The sequence below is a fragment of the Cytobacillus oceanisediminis genome, assembly GCF_007830235.1.
GTDB classification, from domain to species: Bacteria; Bacillota; Bacilli; order Bacillales; family Cytobacillaceae; genus Cytobacillus; species Cytobacillus oceanisediminis.
In genome coordinates this window covers 289,837-308,489 of record NZ_VLKI01000001.1, presented here as the reverse complement: position 1 = coordinate 308,489, position 18,653 = coordinate 289,837, and the positions used below count along the sequence as shown (strand labels likewise).

18 protein-coding genes and 3 pseudogenes are annotated in these 18,653 nt (G+C 36.3%); 13 read left to right on the top strand and 8 right to left on the bottom strand.

Translation table 11 applies throughout. From position 1 onward, the window contains the following. Positions 1-288: 288 nt before the first annotated feature. Positions 289-840 carry an aspartyl-tRNA synthetase gene (locus IQ19_RS01465; RefSeq protein WP_144539200.1) on the bottom strand — a complete coding sequence of 184 codons (552 nt, stop codon included), beginning with the start codon at positions 838-840 and terminating at the stop codon, positions 289-291. Positions 841-1,258: 418 nt separating this feature from the next. Here IQ19_RS01465 and IQ19_RS01460 point away from each other — a divergent pair. The 4 genes and pseudogenes from IQ19_RS01460 to IQ19_RS29210 all read left to right on the top strand — a co-directional run. After that, positions 1,259-1,516: pseudogene (locus tag IQ19_RS01460) on the top strand (MarR family winged helix-turn-helix transcriptional regulator); the annotation flags it as partial. A 330-nt stretch (positions 1,517-1,846) separates the two neighbouring features. After that, positions 1,847-2,263 carry a VOC family protein gene (locus IQ19_RS01455; protein WP_144539196.1) on the top strand — a complete coding sequence of 139 codons (417 nt, stop codon included), beginning with the start codon at positions 1,847-1,849 and terminating at the stop codon, positions 2,261-2,263. An 827-nt stretch (positions 2,264-3,090) separates the two neighbouring features. After that, positions 3,091-3,717, top strand: coding sequence for a DedA family protein (locus IQ19_RS01450; RefSeq protein ID WP_144539194.1), 627 nt, complete (start codon positions 3,091-3,093; stop codon positions 3,715-3,717). Between the two features lie 452 nt (positions 3,718-4,169). Beyond that, positions 4,170-4,425, top strand: a pseudogene (locus IQ19_RS29210) (transposase); the annotation flags it as partial. Between the two features lie 214 nt (positions 4,426-4,639). On the opposite strand, the gene IQ19_RS01445 reads toward IQ19_RS29210, so the two are convergent. After that, entirely contained in the window at positions 4,640-5,218 is a 579-nt protein-coding gene (locus IQ19_RS01445) for a class I SAM-dependent methyltransferase (protein WP_158638720.1), read from the bottom strand. Between IQ19_RS01445 and IQ19_RS27640 the strand changes: the two genes are divergently transcribed. Further along, a complete protein-coding gene (locus IQ19_RS27640; protein WP_158638719.1) occupies positions 5,218-5,370 on the top strand; it encodes a hypothetical protein in 153 nt (50 codons plus the stop codon). The two genes, IQ19_RS01445 and IQ19_RS27640, sit on opposite strands and share 1 nt — an antisense overlap. A gap of 318 nt (positions 5,371-5,688) precedes the next feature. On the opposite strand, the gene ytfJ is transcribed toward IQ19_RS27640, so the two are convergent. Next, the gene (ytfJ, locus tag IQ19_RS01440; RefSeq protein WP_144539177.1) at positions 5,689-6,168 is read right to left on the bottom strand and encodes a GerW family sporulation protein; all 480 of its coding nucleotides are present in this window, start codon (positions 6,166-6,168) and stop codon (positions 5,689-5,691) included. 278 nt (positions 6,169-6,446) lie between these two features. Between ytfJ and IQ19_RS01435 the strand changes: the two genes are divergently transcribed. Then, positions 6,447-7,262, top strand: a complete 816-nt coding sequence (locus IQ19_RS01435; protein ID WP_144539175.1) for a metallophosphoesterase — start codon at positions 6,447-6,449, stop codon at positions 7,260-7,262. Between the two features lie 476 nt (positions 7,263-7,738). Here the strand turns inward: IQ19_RS01435 and IQ19_RS01430 are convergent, their stop codons facing one another. The 3 genes from IQ19_RS01430 to IQ19_RS01420 all read right to left on the bottom strand — a co-directional run bounded on the left by IQ19_RS01430 (position 7,739) and on the right by IQ19_RS01420 (position 10,203). Beyond that, positions 7,739-8,626: a diacylglycerol/lipid kinase family protein gene (locus IQ19_RS01430; protein WP_144539173.1), complete on the bottom strand. Its 888-nt coding sequence runs from the start codon at positions 8,624-8,626 to the stop codon at positions 7,739-7,741. Between the two features lie 68 nt (positions 8,627-8,694). Then, entirely contained in the window at positions 8,695-9,597 is a 903-nt protein-coding gene (locus IQ19_RS01425; protein ID WP_242020852.1) for a YegS/Rv2252/BmrU family lipid kinase, read from the bottom strand. A gap of 18 nt (positions 9,598-9,615) precedes the next feature. Then, entirely contained in the window at positions 9,616-10,203 is a 588-nt protein-coding gene (locus tag IQ19_RS01420; protein WP_144539171.1) for a lysophospholipid acyltransferase family protein, read from the bottom strand. A 357-nt stretch (positions 10,204-10,560) separates the two neighbouring features. On the opposite strand from IQ19_RS01420, the gene IQ19_RS01415 reads away from it, so the two are divergent. From IQ19_RS01415 to IQ19_RS27635, 6 genes and pseudogenes are all read left to right on the top strand, one after another. Then, the gene (locus tag IQ19_RS01415; protein WP_144539169.1) at positions 10,561-11,784 is read left to right on the top strand and encodes a zinc-dependent alcohol dehydrogenase; all 1,224 of its coding nucleotides are present in this window, start codon (positions 10,561-10,563) and stop codon (positions 11,782-11,784) included. A gap of 30 nt (positions 11,785-11,814) precedes the next feature. Then, positions 11,815-12,906, top strand: coding sequence for a class II aldolase/adducin family protein (locus IQ19_RS01410; RefSeq protein WP_144539167.1), 1,092 nt, complete (start codon positions 11,815-11,817; stop codon positions 12,904-12,906). A 65-nt stretch (positions 12,907-12,971) separates the two neighbouring features. Next, positions 12,972-13,796, top strand: coding sequence for a prolipoprotein diacylglyceryl transferase (gene lgt, locus IQ19_RS01405; protein ID WP_144539165.1), 825 nt, complete (start codon positions 12,972-12,974; stop codon positions 13,794-13,796). Between the two features lie 70 nt (positions 13,797-13,866). Then, positions 13,867-14,058, top strand: a complete 192-nt coding sequence (locus tag IQ19_RS01400) for a DUF2187 family protein (RefSeq protein ID WP_110063180.1) — start codon at positions 13,867-13,869, stop codon at positions 14,056-14,058. 312 nt (positions 14,059-14,370) lie between these two features. Next, a pseudogene (locus tag IQ19_RS28310) lies at positions 14,371-14,532 on the top strand (alkaline phosphatase family protein); the annotation flags it as partial. A gap of 36 nt (positions 14,533-14,568) precedes the next feature. Further along, entirely contained in the window at positions 14,569-14,718 is a 150-nt protein-coding gene (locus IQ19_RS27635) for a hypothetical protein (RefSeq protein ID WP_158638718.1), read from the top strand. Between the two features lie 344 nt (positions 14,719-15,062). Here the strand turns inward: IQ19_RS27635 and IQ19_RS01390 are convergent, their stop codons facing one another. Further along, a complete protein-coding gene (locus tag IQ19_RS01390) occupies positions 15,063-16,628 on the bottom strand; it encodes an alkaline phosphatase family protein (protein WP_144539163.1) in 1,566 nt (521 codons plus the stop codon). 427 nt (positions 16,629-17,055) lie between these two features. On the opposite strand from IQ19_RS01390, the gene IQ19_RS01385 reads away from it, so the two are divergent. Further along, entirely contained in the window at positions 17,056-17,559 is a 504-nt protein-coding gene (locus IQ19_RS01385; protein ID WP_144539161.1) for a DinB family protein, read from the top strand. Between the two features lie 482 nt (positions 17,560-18,041). Here IQ19_RS01385 and IQ19_RS01380 read toward each other — a convergent pair whose 3' ends face one another. Beyond that, positions 18,042-18,590, bottom strand: a complete 549-nt coding sequence (locus tag IQ19_RS01380) for a DUF3231 family protein (RefSeq protein WP_144539159.1) — start codon at positions 18,588-18,590, stop codon at positions 18,042-18,044. Between the last annotated feature and the right edge of the window lie 63 nt (positions 18,591-18,653).

The window sequence follows — 18,653 nt, the reverse complement described above, 5'->3', positions numbered from 1 at the left end:
CGCACCGGTGTTCCCTTTGAAGAGGAAGTTGTAGAGATGCCTAGCGGTACTTCCATCATTGGAACATTCCCAGAATTTGATGCTGAATATGAAGTTTACATAGATGAGAGTTTATATCTTCAATCGGACTATGTTTGTCTTAATCTCTCTCTTCTTCTTTCAGGAGTTTCTTTATCTTCACTCATTTGAACACCCCCAATTTAAGAATTCTAAGATATAATTGTTCGTTTATTCTTTAACAATCCTGCCCGATTCCTTAACAAGGATTATATTTAGAGGGAATGATATCTATAAGTCTATAGATTGAATGATTTCTTGGGTATTTTTACGCAGCAACTTAACCTGTTCATGATTAAGGTTATTATCGCTTTCAAAATACCAAAGATACAACCCTTCTAAATTATATTTCTTAACCAGTGAAGGGGGTAACATTGCTAAATTTAAAACTTGAGCTTCTTGATCATCAACTGTAACCACTCTCTCATCACCATTTCTGATTAAACCATAAACCAACCCTTCACCATGCCCATGGAATCCTTCTAGCATTTCATATTCTCTTTTACTATCTAACGGTCCCCAGGTAAGCATCCCGCTTTTCCAGCCGAATATTCCTTTTCGAACAATCGTAGCCCCAAGGTTGTTTTTATCTTTTATGAAAAAGTACAAAGACTTATCACCAAGTTGATAGGCAGGAATCAACAACAGTTCCTTGTCAATCGCTTCAATTGCTTTGACTGGATCCGAATAATAGTCTTGGTCTTCTACATAAGCCCAGGTAACAATTAGAGTAATAACAACCATTAATAAAACTACATATTTAAGAATCGAAGAGTTTTTCACGTTATATCCCTTCTTTATCTGATGATAACTACTGGAATTTTCATTTTATTGAACAATATATACTCTATACCAATTATTTCAAATTACTAACTATTTAACAATCTCTTATACCATTAAATGGCCCGTTTGTTGAATAAGTAACTCTTACCAAGCATGCATAAAAATTAGACAATATACAATATCTTTACGTTTTATAATTCAAAAATCTTTATAAACATACTGCCAAAACACACATAAATTAAATGCCAGAAACACTCTAGAACAATATAGCTACCATAGATCACAAGGTGTATCCAATCCTCAACATGTGATTTGTTTAGCCTTACTTATACATAATGATTTAAAAATAAAAAAGTTGACATAGTCCCTAAATAATTTATTATTTGTTGACAAAGTCCACAAAAAAGAGAGGGATACTATGAACCTTAACGATAATATTGTTGGTGATATAAGGCAATTTAATCGGTTTTATACGAATATACTTGGTTTGTTAGATAAGCATGTATTTAAAGCTGGGTATTCTTTAACAGAGTCACGGGTAATTTTAGAGATTGGTTTCATGGGACAGTGTATCGCAAACGATTTAGTCGAAAAACTCGATATTGATCGCAGCTATATGAGTAGAATAATTTCTAAGCTTATTAAAGAGGGTCTACTAATTAAGGAAAATTCAACAGCTTAACTAACTGGTGTTTTTTTCAACTAATTGCATCATTTATTGTTTGAATTTCACCAGTGTTTATCAAAAGAATAACTCTTTTTATAAATGGGTTCTTTATGGTCGATTTTGTTCGGTGTTTTATTTGTTAAAACTTTAATTAAATTATAAACCTTTATTCCACAAACGGGCGCTATTCTGAAATAAGGAAAGCGTCTTTCTTCATGAAAATGGCCATTTTCATGAATAAGAGAAGGGATTAATCGTAAGTAAATCGAAGTTAATTCAGAAGATGTTATTTAGTTGAGTATCAAGACATACTACTCAACATTAAGGAGGAAATCGATTATGAACGACACACAGACATTACGAGGGCTCACCACAGTTAGTTTTTGGACGGATAATCTAGCAACTGCAAAGAAGTGGTACGCCGAGCTATTGGGCATCGAACCATACTTCGAACGTCCAGGATACGCCGAGTTTCGCCTCGGCGATTACCAGCACGAACTGGGCCTAATCGATAGCAGCTACGCGCCCGATAGTTCAGCGACCGGCCCGGCCGGTGCTGTAGTGTACTGGCACGTCGACGATGTATCAGCAACTTTCAAGAAGTTGCTGTCTATGGGTGCGAAAGAGTACCAGGCACCCACAGAGCGGGGCGAGGGGTTCATCACTGCTTCCGTGGTCGATCCCTTTGGGAACATCCTAGGCATTATGTATAATCAGCACTATTTGGAGGTTCTGGGTTCAACCAGAAAAGCGTGACTCCAGACGTCGGCATTCACAGTTCACCGAGGCTTGGAAAGTAACACTGTGGGGCGTAGCAATATTTGTGTAGTGGGCTGTCTCGATTTATATTATGCTTACCCTAACTGTTCGATATTCAACTACTATTCTGGAGACAAAAATCCTAAGAAAAGTGAAAAGGTAAAAAGGGCGTCATGAGGTAATATTAGTAAAAGGGCAGGTTAGCATTCATGTAGAGCGTTATTTTTGAGCTTTGATAAAAAAACAGCTTTTAGTAAAGATTTTGAATTAAATTTTAAAGATTTGTGAATGAAGTTTCACAAAGAATATCTAATCCCTATAGTTATAAAATGGTAATCTTCAATATCGTTAAAATTATGGTGAATTTTGAAATTCAACAATCGGGCACTATCCTGGAACAAGGATTTGAGATAAGCAAAAAGGTCGACGATGTCATTACGCTGGTATTGAAGGGAAAGTTCAACACAGACGATGGTCCACATGACGTTCGCCGAATTGTCGGTGAATACAGCCTTTGCGGTTTTGCCGCCGTTAGTAACTTACGGTGTTGATCACACTGTTGTTTATCAAAATGCGGGAAGGAATTTACCGTTGCGGGGTTTCTCCGTGATTCGACCATGAATTCCTCGCTCTCTGCATCAAAGCGATTTAGGGTGTCAGGCGCCACAAAAGGACATTTGTTCATCTGTGATGTCTGACACCATTTTTGTATAAAGTCAAATAATTAACTAACAATAAGGATGTAGGACTTAATATAGAAATGGATTATCTTGTTTATCCTCTATCAAACAAATGAATAAGGCAGGCAGGAATGGGGAGAGTTTATGGAAATCGTTGAACGTTTGTTTGCTCAATATGGATATTTAGTCTTGTTGATCGGTCTACCCATGGAATTAATAGCTCTTCCGATACCTCCTGGAAACTCGACTCTTGCATACACCGGATATTTATCCTACAATAATGTTCTCGATCTTCTGCCAGCTCTAGCTGCGGCGTATTCTGGATCGGTGCTAGGTATAACAACTACGTATTGGATCGGAAACAAGTTGGGGATGCCGCTAATAGAAAAATACGGTAAATGGCTGTTTTTGAAGCCAAAATATTTGAAAAAAACAAAAATAACTTATGAGAAATACGGAAACAAAATGCTTGTTTTTGGTTTCTTCTTGCCCGGTGTCAGACAGTTTAACAGCTACTTTGCGGGCATCATTCATGTTCCATACCGGACCTTTGCATTATATGCCTATACAGGGTCAGCATTATGGGTATCCATATTTATCGGTATCGGTTATGTATTCGGCAATCAATGGCAGCTTGTTTTTACTTGGGTAGAACATTTTTTGAAGTTCATCTTAATCATCTTGTGTTGTACGATAGCTATTTTTCTCCTTTTGAAATGGCGCAGTCGGTTGAGAAAACGGCCAGGCATTCATGAAGGGGAATTGAAGTAAACGAATCCCAGCCACAGTTGAACTATTTCGGCTCATCAAGGCTACCCCTTTTGCTCATTCGCCCGACTTCACGAACGCTTAGGGCAATTAACGTTGTATAGATTACGCTTAGCGGCACAAAGATTAATCCAAAGGCTAAAAACAGAACAATGATTGTGCCTCGTCCAGGATCCACAAACTAAAGCAAAATGATGTCATTTCAAAAGTAGATCCGGGAACATAAGTAAATAGTTTTATCTTCAACAATAATCTTGTTTCTGAAACACAAGTGGAATTCAAAGGTGAACCATTAGGTTGGAATCTTTTGTGTCCTGGAAAATTGCCTTTAAAAGTAATGAATCTAGGAAGATACATTTCTTCAAAAATGATACTAGTATATTTCCATGGACACATTTTAGTTAAGTTTTTACATATTTGACTAAAATGAAAATGAAAAGTGTCTTTATGGGTAAATTGTAAGCAAAAAATTTAATGAGGATTTCAAATAGATGTAGTTGAATCTCTTTTGCTCTGGTAATGCAGTAAAAGGTTTAATTAGCGAATATGGCGTGTCTGAAGTAACAATCTACAAATGGATTAAGAGGTATTCCTCCATAAGCTTTGATGATGAAATCATGTCACAACTGATGACTTCATCAAATTACAAAAGCAGCTGCGCCGTCCTCAAGTAGAAAACGAAATCTTAAAAAAGTCTACGGCCATATTCGCTAAAACAGTTCTATCCATATTGGTGAAAATTAACGTCTTCAATAAACAAGTTCTGCCCACTAAAGCCTATATGCGATTGCGTGTACTCGTAGTGGATGGATTGATGTAGTGTACCTTGGCATTATCCTGTTGACATAAAAGAGCCATAAGTGTGTTAAAAATACCCTATAAATTACTCTCAAATAGAGAAGAACCTTATGTCTCAACGAATAAACTAGAGAAAGGCTGTAAAATAAAGTTCATTGTAAAAAAAACATTTTTTAAATTTTTTCAGCACGCTGCACTGAAAGTTATCCTCCGTAAAGTATTTTAAATAAACATCTTCTTTTTGGATATAATCACCTTTATCATTAACTTTCATAAACCAGTTGCAGATTGGAGATTTTTCAAAAAAGCATGGTTCAATTGCGATAATTCTTCCTCCCGGCTTTAAAATCCTTTTAAACTCCTTTACATAGCCTTGGATCATTTCTGGCGGAATGTGGTGTAGGACAGCGATAATTAATACAAAGTCAAAGCTCTTATCCTCTGCGGGTAGTTGATTTCCTGTTAATATTTCAAACCGGTACGGAACATATAGCCGCTTGGCAAAGTTAATCCTATGTGAATCAGGATCAATCCCAAAATAATGATCTGGCGAACATAAAGTACAATTTGCCCCTGTACCTGCGCCAAAATCCAGCACTTTTTTATCTGCAAAATCAAAATGCTGTTGAATCTTATTTTGAATATAGACCTTTGTAAACCATTTCGGCCGAACAAATGAATGATATATTCTAGGTGATAATTGCAATGAAAGCACCTGCACTTTTAAATATTTCCGTTGCTTATATCAGAACGGATAATGATACAGAATTTGTATTTTCAATTTATAGCATACGACTTCTGTTAGCTGCTGCCATTTCTGTAAAGCTGTTTTGCTTCTTGGTTATCTGCAGCAAGTGAAAAAGTTTCGATACTGGCTTATCCGCTTTTTAATCCGTCCAGTGTTTGCATGACATCACTGTTTACTGTCATAGATAGAATTCCTCCTAATATTTGAACAACAGTATTAGAGTAAGGAGAAAGAGGTTTGGTTATGTATTCCAAAAACAGCTAAAGCATACAAAAAATGTTATATTCCTGTCTGTGGAAAAATACACGACAGTAGGCATAATGAACTGAAATTAATCTCAGCTCCTGTGTTTTTAGGATAAGTAGGGAATGACGATTCCTCCTGCTGTACTTTTCTTTTCCTATAACAGAGGGATTTTGTTTCTTCACTTACAGATTTAAGTCCTGCTTTGGTCCATTATAATTTTGCAGGTTACGGCTTTGATTCTGTTGGTTCTGGCCATTATTTATATTTCCGTTCTTATTGAACATCTGCTGAATCTTATCTACTGCTTGAGGGGCTGGATCGAGTATTTTTTCATATAAATGCGTACTTTCATCCAAATGAACCATCTGTATTTCATGGGAATTCACAATTAAGAAGGCAATGGGGGTAATGGAAACACCGCTTCCGCTTCCTCCACCAAAAGGTTGTCCCTTTGATTGCCCTTGACCACCGTAACTTGGATCTCCATTAAGCTTAAAATCGCTCCCGCCTGCTGCAAATCCGAATCCAACCTTAGAAACGGTTAATATCACGCTGCCATTAGGGGTTTCAACAGGGTCACCTATAATGGTGTTAACGTCCACCATTTCTTTTAAGTTTTCCATGGCAGCTGTCATTAGTCCTTGAATTGGATGTTCAGACATATGTTTCCTCCTCTATACAGATTTTTATTTAGTAAGTGGGGAATGACTGGTTATTTCAAATTCGGCAGTCCAATTTTCAAAAATTTTATTAATCTTATCCCTAAAAGTAGCATTTCCGATTCAAAATTGATAAATACATTTTAAATCTGTTTGTGAAAAAAATGCCAAGAGCAGCTTATTTAAGATGTAAAAAAGACAGTTTATGGATTTCCTTTAAATACCACTAGGACTATTCTCTCATTCCTATTATACTTTTTAAGGAGGGAGGGGATATTACGATGGTATTATTTTTTATTCTAACTTTTTCTGTTATTTTAGGTTATATATTATTAATAGCAAATAAAAACACAAAGAAAGTGACAATAAATACAATTTCCGTTTCTCGTCCACAGCTTAAAGAGTCTGGGAAAAATTTAAAGATTCTTCACCTATCTGATATGCACCTTGAAAATATTTCGATTAACCCCGATGAATTATATAAAATGGTTTCAGAACAGCCAATTGATCTCATTGCCCTTACGGGAGATTTCCTTGACCGTAAACGAAGCATTCCTAAACTTTCGGCTTATCTTCAAGTACTGAAAAAACTTAACCCTCAGTATGGTATTTTTGCAGTGTTTGGAAATCATGATTACATTTTAAAAGGAAAAAACTTTGAAAATTTGAAAAAAACATTAGAGATAAATGGTTGTAAAACGCTTCAAAACGAGCATTTCACCATTCATGTTGATGGGGAGAATTTAAATATAATCGGAATCGATAATTACAGCACTAAACATAGTGATGTCAAGAAGGCCTATGAGGGAGTTCCCGAGGGGGATAATTTAGTGTTAACGCATGATCCAAATGTTGTTCTTGAAATGGAGAATGTGCAATTCGATTACCTGTTATCCGGCCATTTTCATGGAGGACAAATTCACTGGCCAAAGCCTTATCATTTGATTAAAATGGGTAAACTTGTACGGATGAAGATGGTCAAAGGGCTGCATTATCACGGTGGAAAACCTTTTTATATAAGTGAAGGTCTTGGCCAAACCGGAGTAAATATCCGTATTGGCAGCCGTCCTGAAATCACATACCATGAAATTTCATAGTGAATTTAATAAACCTTGCTAAAAAACTGGCAAGGGTTTTTTCTTTATACTACAATTTTATAAAAGGTTGAATATAATGGATAATATCGCCTTTGGAAAACTCGATTTTGAATAATTAGAACCTCTCAAGAATAGATTGTTCTTTAATGCTCACCTTTAGGTGGGCATTTTTAAATTCGTCAAAACATTTTGCAATGAAAATCTGAATAACAGAATACCTTTTTGTGTAAATTAATTTTAATTCCAGGGTTTTTAAGGCAAAAACCCTTTCTCAAAAATTTGAAAGGAGGCATTTAAATGATTGAATTCATTAAACTTTTGATTAAAACTATAAATCAAATGATCGTGGCTTTAGTTGAATTCGATTATAAAGAAGCTTTAGAAGAAATGAATAAGAAATAATTATAATTTCTATTAAAAACCAAAAATCCTTTATTTCTTGCATAAGCAGGAAATAAGGATTTTTGGTTCAACCCTTAAATTACGTTTAATGCAGTTGGCTCAATTCTAATTCGGGCGGGAGTATGGCCGATCATTTCCCCATCACCATGCAATAGCAATGGAGTTGGTGCATAAATTTCCACCTCTTTCCCTTTTACTATCGTAATAGAAGGGGAAGAGGTGTGGTTTCCTTTATATACTCGAGGGAACATCCTTATAAATTCCCATTTAGTTAGTCCTTGAACAATACATATTTCAAATAAACCATCATTGCTTTCCGCCTTCGGACAAATGACAAGCCCACCACCATAATAGGGTAAATTGGCTACTGCAATTAACCATACGTTTGAAAGCTTATGCAGCTTTTTGTCTATCATGAAGGATATCTCCTGAGGCTTATAACGAAACAATACAATTATCGCACTGATCACGTATGAGATTTGACCCATGCGAAAGAAATTAAGGAACTTTTTATAAAATGAATCATTCGTCGTCCGGGCTACTTCCCCATCAAATCCTATTCCTGCTACCGTACAAAAATATCGGGAATTTGCATATCCTATATCAATTGTTTTAGGTTTCCCTTTCAAGATGCGTTCTAAGGCTTTATCGTACTTAAGCGGAATACCTAACCCTCTTGAAAAATCATTTCCCGATCCAGCTGGAATAATCCCTAATGGAGTAGTTGTACCGGCTAATCCATTAACCACTTCATGAATAGTCCCATCACCTCCTACTGCAATAATTACTGCTGCTTTTTCTTTTTGAATCAGTTCCTGAACCAGTGAAGTAGCATGTTTTGGTTTCTGAGTAAATCGAACACTGAATGAGACTTTTTTTTCCTGAATAATTTTTTCGATTTTTTTCCAAATCCTAAGCGCTTTTCCATTTCCCGATGTTTTATTTACAATAAATCCGTACACTGATCTCACCTATCCATAATTTTTATTATTTATCTCCTTTTTGAAGTATGACTATACTAAACAGGGGTTTAATTATTTTTATTAGAGCCAAATACATTAAGATGCTGAGGCAGAACTTGAAAATAAGAGCTATTTACACTTGCCAGTTCACCATCAAGATTTAATGAAATTGACTCAGGCAGCATAAAGTCAGCTTCATTTATTTTTGTATGTTGAATGATTGAAAGATCTTTAGATAGATTAAGCAATTTCGCAAATAAGTGAAATAACAGTTTGATTCGAGTGGTTTTTTTATACGTTAGAAGATGGAAATACCCGTCGTCACATATCTTTTCGTCGATGAGTCTTTCTAATGGACCAACAGAGTTTCCATTCATAATTAAAAATAAGGAAAGATCAGAAAATACAGTATCAGAAATATTTATTGAGATGTTATCTGATGGCTTTTTGAATAAAAGTTTTTTAAAGAAATATAGACAATAGGCTAATTCACCAAATTTAGATTTAAGAAAAGGAGGGGTTTCATATGTAATATCTGCCAGCCAGCCAGCAGCCGCAATGTTTATAAAGTATCGGTTTCCAAACTTTCCAAGGTCTACAGGAGTTATGCACCCTGACTCAATAACTGAAACAACATCAATAATATTGTTTGGAACTCTCATGAACTTTGCAAATTCATTACTCGTGCCAAAGGGGAACACTCCAATATTGGGTCTAAACTCTTCTTCTGCCAGAAATTGAATGGTTTGATTTACTGTTCCGTCCCCTCCTGCAATGAATATTGCATCCCATTTTTGTGTACAAGCCTTTCTAATCGGGTTATTCATGTTATTAACCTCGTTTATTTCATTAACCGTTAAATGATAACCTATTTCTGAGAGTTTATTTAGCAATATCGGAAATGCACTATGTTTTTTTCGTTTCCCTGACAATGGGTTATATATGATTAAAGCCTGTTTGTGAGACATCATGAAAAACCTCTTTTTTAGTTAGCTATTCATTGAATGCTTTAACTCTAAATCATTGATCTGGTCCATAACATATCGAGAAAGAGAAGTATAATCGGAGTTGTCTAATTGACAAACATTTACTTGTGGTCCAATCACAATTTTTAGCGGTGGCCGAATCCCTTTTTTTACCCCAATAATTGCAATCGGAAGGATAGGGGCATTCGTTTTAGCTGCGATAAAAGCTACTCCTTTTTTAGGCTGAACCATTTCACCATTTTTACACCTTTTTCCCTCCGGAAAAATACCAAAAACTTTTCCAGTATTTATAATCGCAAGTGCCTGGCGTATAGGGCGTATAGCAATTCCGCTTTGGCGATCGACCGGAAAAGCATATACACTGGTAAAAAACCATTTTGAAAAAAAATTACGAAATAATTCGGCTTTAGCCATAAAATGAATTTTCCAATCAAACATACAAGATAGCAGGATAGGGTCATAGTTGCTCACATGGTTCGCAGCTACAATCAGCGGAGTATTAGAAGGAATATTCTCCAATCCAATGATTTGAATGCGAAATTTTAATTGTATAAATAATTTCACAACAGGTTTTAGTATAGAATGAAGCATTTTCGTTACACTTCCAAGTATTGATATATTTGGAAAACAATAATTAGTATAGCCCTGGGTGAAAAATTTTATAAATTAATTCCCCGCTTTTTCACAATCCACTCTCTTATCCATCCTTTTTCCAGTGTGAATATTGAATGTTAATACCATAATATGAATTCGTTTTCACCTGCCTTAAGGCAGCAATACGGATTTTTTTTATAACCTGTATTTATTTTGGTTGATTTCTTCATTTCTACTCAAACTTATAGATTTTTTTCTATCATCTGCTTTCCATATATATCAAATACATGAATAAAAAGTAAAAGAATTGTAAAAGTTACAATTTGAATATGTTAAAGAAAAAGGTGAGGTTTTTTGAAAGCTTTGCAATTTGATTATCAGATACCCCGTTATATTTCAAGCAAGATAATAGGCAGATTTTTCCCTTCGTTTTTTTGGGATTCTCGTTTTTCCTGTCTCCGTTTTTACGACCAGACGGAGCCGGTACTTCCAAATGAAGATTGGGTAAAAGTGAGGGTGAAATATGGGGGTATTTGCGGCAGTGATCTGAATCTTCTTTTCTTAAATGATAGTCCAGCTACTTCCCCATTTGTCTCTTTCCCATTTACAATCGGACATGAAATTGTAGGTGAAATCGCGGAAACAGGATTAGAAGCTGCTGATTTAAAGCCGGGAGACCGAGTTGTAATAGACCCAATTTTGTCCTGTCATGCGAGAGGGATAGAAGAGCCATGTCCCGCATGCCTAAAAGGCAACTTTAGTTTGTGTTCATACAAGACTGAAGGGAATTTGTCACCAGGTTTGTTAATAGGTGCGTGCCGTGACACAGGCGGCGGATGGAGTTCATATTTGGTGGCTCATAAAAGCCAGGCCTTTAAACTCCCTGATGATGTGAATGATTTAAACGGCGTGATGATAGAGCCTTTTAGCTGTGCATTACATAGTGTTTTAAGGAACCCCCCCAAGCAAGACGACACTGTATTGGTCATTGGGGGCGGGGTTATTGGGATATGTGTGATTGCTGCTATTCGAGCATTGGGAATCCCATGCAGAATTGCTGCACTGGTAAAACATCCTTTTCAAGCAGAGCTGGCAGCCAATTATGGGGCGAACGAAATCATCCATCTTAGGAAAAAAACCTATGAAGATGACCTGGCGAAAACGCTTGGAGGAAAGATCCTTAAGCCGCTTTTTGGGCCTGTGGTAATACAGGGAGGGGCAGACATGGTCTTTGAATGTGTAGGAAAGAAACAAAGTATAAATGACGCCCTCCGGTTTTCCAGAAACGGCGGAAAGGTTGTACTCTTAGGTTTAGCAGGCATAATGGATGGAGTTGATTGGACGACCGTATGGCTTAATGAGTTAGACGTAAAAGGGAGCTTTGCATACAGTACAGAAATGTATCAAGGTAAGAGAACTCGAACGTTTGAAATCGCCATTAAATTAATGAATGAAGGAAAAGTAGATCTATCACCTTTGGTAACTCACCGCTTTCCGTTAGAAGATTACAGAAATGCTCTTGTTACTGCCACAAATAAAAAAAATGGTGCCGCCATAAAAGTGGTATTTGAACCATAACAATTTGATAGAAAACAGGAGGAAGACTATATGAAGAACTTTACTATTACAGGTGCAGAGAAAACTCCATTTCTAACATGGTATATGGACGGATTGAAGGACAAATTTTCATCTGAAGGATACAAGTTTTGTGAAGAACCAGCAGAAGAAATAAAAATTGTCTTTAATGTGATTGATCAAGAGAAACCACGGCCATACCGCAGGAAGGCACAGGCAACTTTTGTCGTATCTATATTAGAGAAGAATGATGAACCTGAGGATGTTTTCGAAATTGCCTATCCCTATTTAATAAGATCTTTAGCGAATCATTTAATTTTCATTGCTCGTAACAGCGAAAAAACGAATGTTTATTTTATTACTCCTGAACAAGGATTTTATAAATTAAGTTATCACAATGAAGAAGACGCAGAAGATTTTTTCCACAAGACTTATAAAAGACTTGAGCCAGTTGCCTCTGCTCAACTGGTCATTGACAATCACTTTGCCGATGATTTGGAGCAAAATCTATGGAATGGAAATGAAATTACAAAAAAAATGTATGTATCAGGGAAAAAATTAGATGAAATGAATCTGTTGCCAGCACCGTTTCCGCTTGAAAGATATTTATCAGAACGGGACATGCGTCAGTTAAAAAAACTATACGGCATTGGCGGGCTGAGCTATGGAAATTTAAGCAGCAGGCACAATGATCAAACTTTTTGGATGAGTGCCAGCGGTGTTAACAAAGCTAACATGCGTGTAATTGGACAGGATATTTTATATATCAAAGGCTTTAATTCGGAAAAAAACGCAATGGAGGTAAGTGTTCCTCCTAAAATATCGCCAAAAAGAGCTTCGGTTGACGCTATTGAACATTGGATGATTTATAAAGAACACCCAGACGTAGGGGCTATTGTTCATATTCATGCATGGATGGATGGGATAGATGCAACAGAAATTAATTACCCTTGCGGAACTATTGAATTGGCAGAAGCCGTAGCCAATCTTGTTAGGAAAGCAAAGGATCCTGCAAGGGCCGTTATTGGACTTAAAAATCATGGTCTGACCATTACAGGCCGTAATTTGGAGGAAATTTTTGAACGTATTGAAGGACAGGTTATCCCTCAGGTTCCAATGGCATAAATTATTTAAATCAATGCGGCAGGCTAAGGCAAATTAGAAAAATTTTAAAAGAAAGGTATGAAAAAATGGATAGAACGATTGAACCGATTAACAGGGTTTTGATCAGTTTCGGACCGATCAACTTGTACTGGTATGGCGCGATTATCATTGGCGGCGCACTTCTTGGTCTTTGGCTTGCCATGAATGAAAGCGAACGCCGAAATCTTCCAAAAGATATTTTTGCTGACCTTGTCTTGTTTGCTCTCCCTATTTCAGTCATATTTGCACGTATTTACTATGTGATATTTCAATGGGAGTATTATGCCAAACATCCTCTTGAAATTATGTCAATCTGGAAGGGCGGCTTAGCGATGCACGGCGTTCTTACAGGTGCAATCCTGACAATTATTGTATTTGCAAGGGTTAAAGGCATTTCCTTTTGGAAACTTACCGACATACTGGCACCAAGCCTTATTTTAGGACAGGCAATTGGGCGATGGGGGAATTTTGTCAATCAGGAAGCACACGGAGGACCCGTGTCGCGGGCCTTCCTTGAGCAACTTTATTTGCCTGATTTTATTATTAACCAGATGTACATAGAAGGGACATATTATCATCCGACGTTTTTATACGAGTCTATTTGGAACTTTGCCGGATTTTTCGTTCTGATGTCCCTTCGCCGGGTAAATTTAAGGCAAGGAGAGTTATTTTTAACTTATATCATCTACTACTCCTTCGGCCGTTTCTTTATAGAAGGAATGAGAACAGACAGCTTAATGCTAACGGAACATTTACGGATTGCTCAAGTCATGTCAGTTGTTTTAATCCTCGCATCAATATTGTTTATCTGGTTACGCAGGAAAAAAGGATATGCTGATATACGCTATTTAGATAATACCATGTCAGAATAAGGTTCTAAATGATAAAAGGAAAGCGCAGTCTTTTTTTACATGTACAAAAAACGAAAGGTGAAATACAGCAATGGCTAATATAGCTCAATCTGGCGATGTAATCATTTTTGAGAGAGGTGGATTAACAGTAAAAGGGATGGTCTTCAAAATAAGAAATAATAGTGCGTTAGTGAAAATTAATCATTCCATGGCCGCAAGTTTAGGCCTTGAAACACCAATGACTGTGGTAAATCACAAAAATTATCGTGTTGATGAGGTTTAATCTTCAAAAATTGCTTAAACAGCTGATGCAAGAAGTCCAGCATGAAAATTTTTGCAGGAAATAGTTGAAAACATGTAATAGCCTTATCTATGGATTTTCACGAGATGAGGCTATTTAGCCTTCAGACAGCTTTTTTACTTAGAAATATTCTAAACCGCCGTTCTTCCAGCCGTATTTTTAAAATTAAACATAATATGTGTTTTGCAAAGGAAACATAATAAATGAAACAATATGAGAAGCAGGGTTAATAAAAGATAGGAATGATTAAGATGAAGGTTCTTTTATAAATAATACACAAAAAACGAAACCAGTTTTATAGGGGAGGGATTACCTGCTCATGTAGGAGGGGCCAGCTATGGAGGATTGCACCAACAAGATTCTTTAGTCCCTCTGATTGTAACAGGCACACATTTAGCGCCATCTCATTTAAGATTGATAAATTTAAAAGAATGGATATTGTCTTTAATTACTTAGTGCAAATATTAAATATTATGAAAGGAGTTAAGGACTATGAATGATAAATCGTGGAGAGTTGATTCTTTCCAAATAGGTAAGTACAAAATTAGTGTTCGAAAAAATCTTGAAAATGACCGTGTTGATGAGGGAGATTATCCTGAGAGTGGATTGAAAAGAAAAGCAAATAAGGATGAAGATGAATAAAATATTTCAAAAACCAGTCAGAAAAATGGGCTGGTTTTATTTTTTAAATCCTATTCTGGAATGATTGTCAGCTATTCCAGAATAGGAAAAATAATTTGGGTCCGGGTTCACCTTGCCTTGCCATATTCGGACTATGGCAAGGCTTTTAATGGCTTGCTTTTTTAAAAGTCATAACTAATCGTACAAACTGAGGATAAAAGCCTTTAAAATCAACATGCCTGGAAGGTACATGCCTATTTTTCCATCTCCTGTGACAATAACCGGAATGAGAGAATTAAATTTATGTTATGAGCCACGATAATCGAGCATTTTGCTTAAAATAATTCTGATACAGAAATATCATTTCAATTTTCCAAGATATCCAATATCCATTTTTTCAAATCTACAATCCGCATCTGATCGATACTTTTATTGGTTCCTGTTACAATAATGGGGATTAGTGAATCATCTTTATGCATTGAACCGTGGGCGCCGCCACCGGAATGTTCAGGTGAACTTTCTCCAATGAATTCATACCCGGGTTTGGCGTCAACAACAAGAAATTCACCTTCCTGAGAATGCATAGCTCCATATAACCTTGCTAATCCATCAGGATAATTCCCATAATGAATATTCTTGTTCTTTAAGGTTAAATCGAGAATGGAGGTATTTCCTTTTATAGACCAGGCTTGATTATAAACATCTTTATAGGTTCCACCTGAATTAAATTGAAAGGATCCCTCATGATCTCCAGATATCACATGTATTGTTTCTTTTTCCTTCCATGCAATCCAGGCAATACGAGGATCGGTTTGCAATTTTTTGGCGATATTTTTTACAGAAACACTTTCGTTAATTTTATAGATATATGCCATCCGTTCATTAGCTGTAATGACAATTTCATCATCTTTTGCAACAGGCTTACCGAGCTTTAAAATTTTGTATTTAGAAAGGATTTCTTTCAAATCTATTAAAGCTTCTTTTTTCCGTTCATTGACAGGTGACTGTTTACTGTCTCCAATGATAACCCAAATATTATTAGTAAGGGCATCTTCCCATTTTGGGAAAGTATTCAAGACCTCCTGAAGATGCTTATCAAGTTTTTCAATTCCTTTTGTTGTATCTGGACCTTCCCTATGTACAGTGAAGTCATTTTCTGAAATGTACAGAATTGTAAATTCAGGAAGAATATTATTTTCCAAAAGATATTTTAATTCTTGAACCGCGAAGGCATCATTAAGTCCTATACGATTCACAAGGTGATTATTCTTCGTGTCCTGGTGAATGAATGCACCTAAAGACAGCATTTTCGGCCCAACGGTTTCATATTCCTCAGGTAAATTACTCACTTTTGTTATCAGCTTTGGTACTTTAAGGGTATGAGGATAATTTCCCCGATAAATAAATGCGTTAATGGATGCTGATTCCTTTTTCATATTGTTCAGATCTTCATGGATGGTTCTTACATTTGGACTGAGGTCAACGTTATTATATTGATGCATGATATTTTCAGCAAATTGGGAAACCCCGAGTTTCATGATTTCAAAAAGACCATTTCCATAAGTGATAATTTGCTTCTTATCATTATCAAACCAAACGAGTCCAGGAATCTTACTCTGATCCGGGTAAGTACCAGTTATTAAAGAACTGTCGATTGTAACCGACATGGTTGGATAGGAACTTACCAAATCTTTACTATATTGGCCGTGTTTTAAAAAGAAGGCCAGAGCAGGAGCTTTCTTCTCTTTGATCGCCTTTTTTAACGGCTCATCCATAATTGAATCGATAACAAGAAGTATCATTTTAGGTGAGGACTGACTTTCTGTTTGAATAGCAGATACTTTCTTTCCCTGTTCATTTGCTTTATCACCACTGTTAGTGCAGCCTATTACAAGGATAGATATAACTATAATAAGAAGCAAACGAATCAACAAATTTCACCTACGCTTTGTTACAGTTTATTTATAACTTTATGCAAGCATAAACATGTGGCTGCAGCATTCCAATTCCCAGTTGCCATACAAAATGGAGATTTCTATTGCCCTAAAATATATGTTAATCAACTGAGGACCTTAATATCAGTATGCTTATATTTTTCTAAATAATGTATTGATAATGGACAAAAATATTCTTATAAAACCCATCATAAAATAACTCAGTATAATAAAAGGTTAAATGGAAGAACTCTAAAAGAAATCGCCGTGGAGGATTTACTAATGAGGCAATTGAATTTAGAAGGAATTTTTCTAATGAAACAGAATAATTATGTAAAAACATCTTCCATAATTTCCTAGATTCTTAAAGTCATTATGGTTCAATAGGTAAAAACCATGGAAATGTGAAAAAGGAGGAAATTATATGGAGCATCCAGCATTAAAAATGTACGACTACCATGTGTGGGCGAATAACATTATCATTGACCGTTTAATGGAACTGCCCCATGAAATTTATCATAAGGAAATTCAGAGTGGTTTTTCTTCTGTTTCAAAGGTGCTTTCTCACATTTATGCAACAGATTGCGTTTGGTTTGATATTATCTCTGGAAAGAGCATGAAGCATGCATTGGCCTCTGCAGGTCAGCTAGGAGAACAGGCAGAGATAAAAAATATTACTGAAATGAAAAAGCTTTTTTTAGACTTGTCTGAACGTTACAAAGCTTTTTTGAACAGCCAGGAAGATATTGAAAAGATGATTGCAGTTGATAATCCCTATGCGGGAGTACTGGAAACTTCGATATCTGAATCGCTCCTGCACGTTGCCACTCACGGAGCATATCACCGCGGGAATATTGCGACCATGCTAAGGCAAATGGGGCACACGTCTGCAATGCAGGATTATGGACTTTACTTATATTCTAGATAGAAAAAGCTTAATTATTTGACCACTGCTTGAACTAGAATGTAAAAAAGGTTCGTAACTTTAGAAATAAAGGCAATAATTAAACTTCATACGTTTTCACTTTCCTGATTTTATCGGCCAGATTCAAAATTTATCGGCCAAATGCGGTTTTTGACAAACTCCGAGAGGGAGAATAACAGTCAGAAATAACTTTTACCGGCCAATTTCAGTAAAATACCGGCCAAAATCATACATTTACCGGCCAATTCCTATAAAATACCGGCCAAACTGTATGATTTACCGGCCAAACGGACATTTAGAAGGCTGTAAATTCATAGCAGCCGTTGCAAGGCAGATTTTATCGGTCAAGATTCTAATATATAAAAAGCGCCATACAGTAATGTTAGATCAATAAAATCAACAAACCGCCTTTAAAGCAGGATTTGTTGTACTAGCGGGTTAAAGACTAGTTTGTCTTTAACCCCATTTATTTTTGACGTTTTAACTTAATGGTTGTTAAGACCAGGAGGAACGTAAAACGGTGGTACTTTAATCCACCCGCGCTTGCGCATTAAATGTTTTAATCTAGCAGCAAAGGCCAATTTTTCTGCTTGGAACTGAACAAACAATAAACCAACATCTGCACGAACCGATTCGGAAGCAGCACCCGCAGCACGCATAATCAAACTAATGATTTTTAAAGATAGTTCATTTGCAATGACGTCATCCGTTAATTTAACACCAAGAGGAATACTATTTGGATCTGATATTGGCATATCTTCAGGGGCAGGAGGTAACGTGATTCCTTCCTTAATCATGAATTCATGGAGCCGTTTCCTTTGGCTGGTGCCGAGTTTCATATCCTCTTGAAGCAATGCTCTTAGCTCATCATCCGTCGTGGTATTTATACCGGATTGAACAGATACTTTAGCTAATTCTAGTCCCGCCAAGTAAATCCAGCATGCCATCACTTCTCCGACGTGAAGAGGTTGGTCTTCGTCTTGAATAGTCAGTGATTTCATGGTGTCCATGAATGTTTCCAATATATTTACCATATTTCCGCTCCTAACTTTAAATTTTCATAAGCATATTGTTTGTAGCCTAAATATTTTTATACA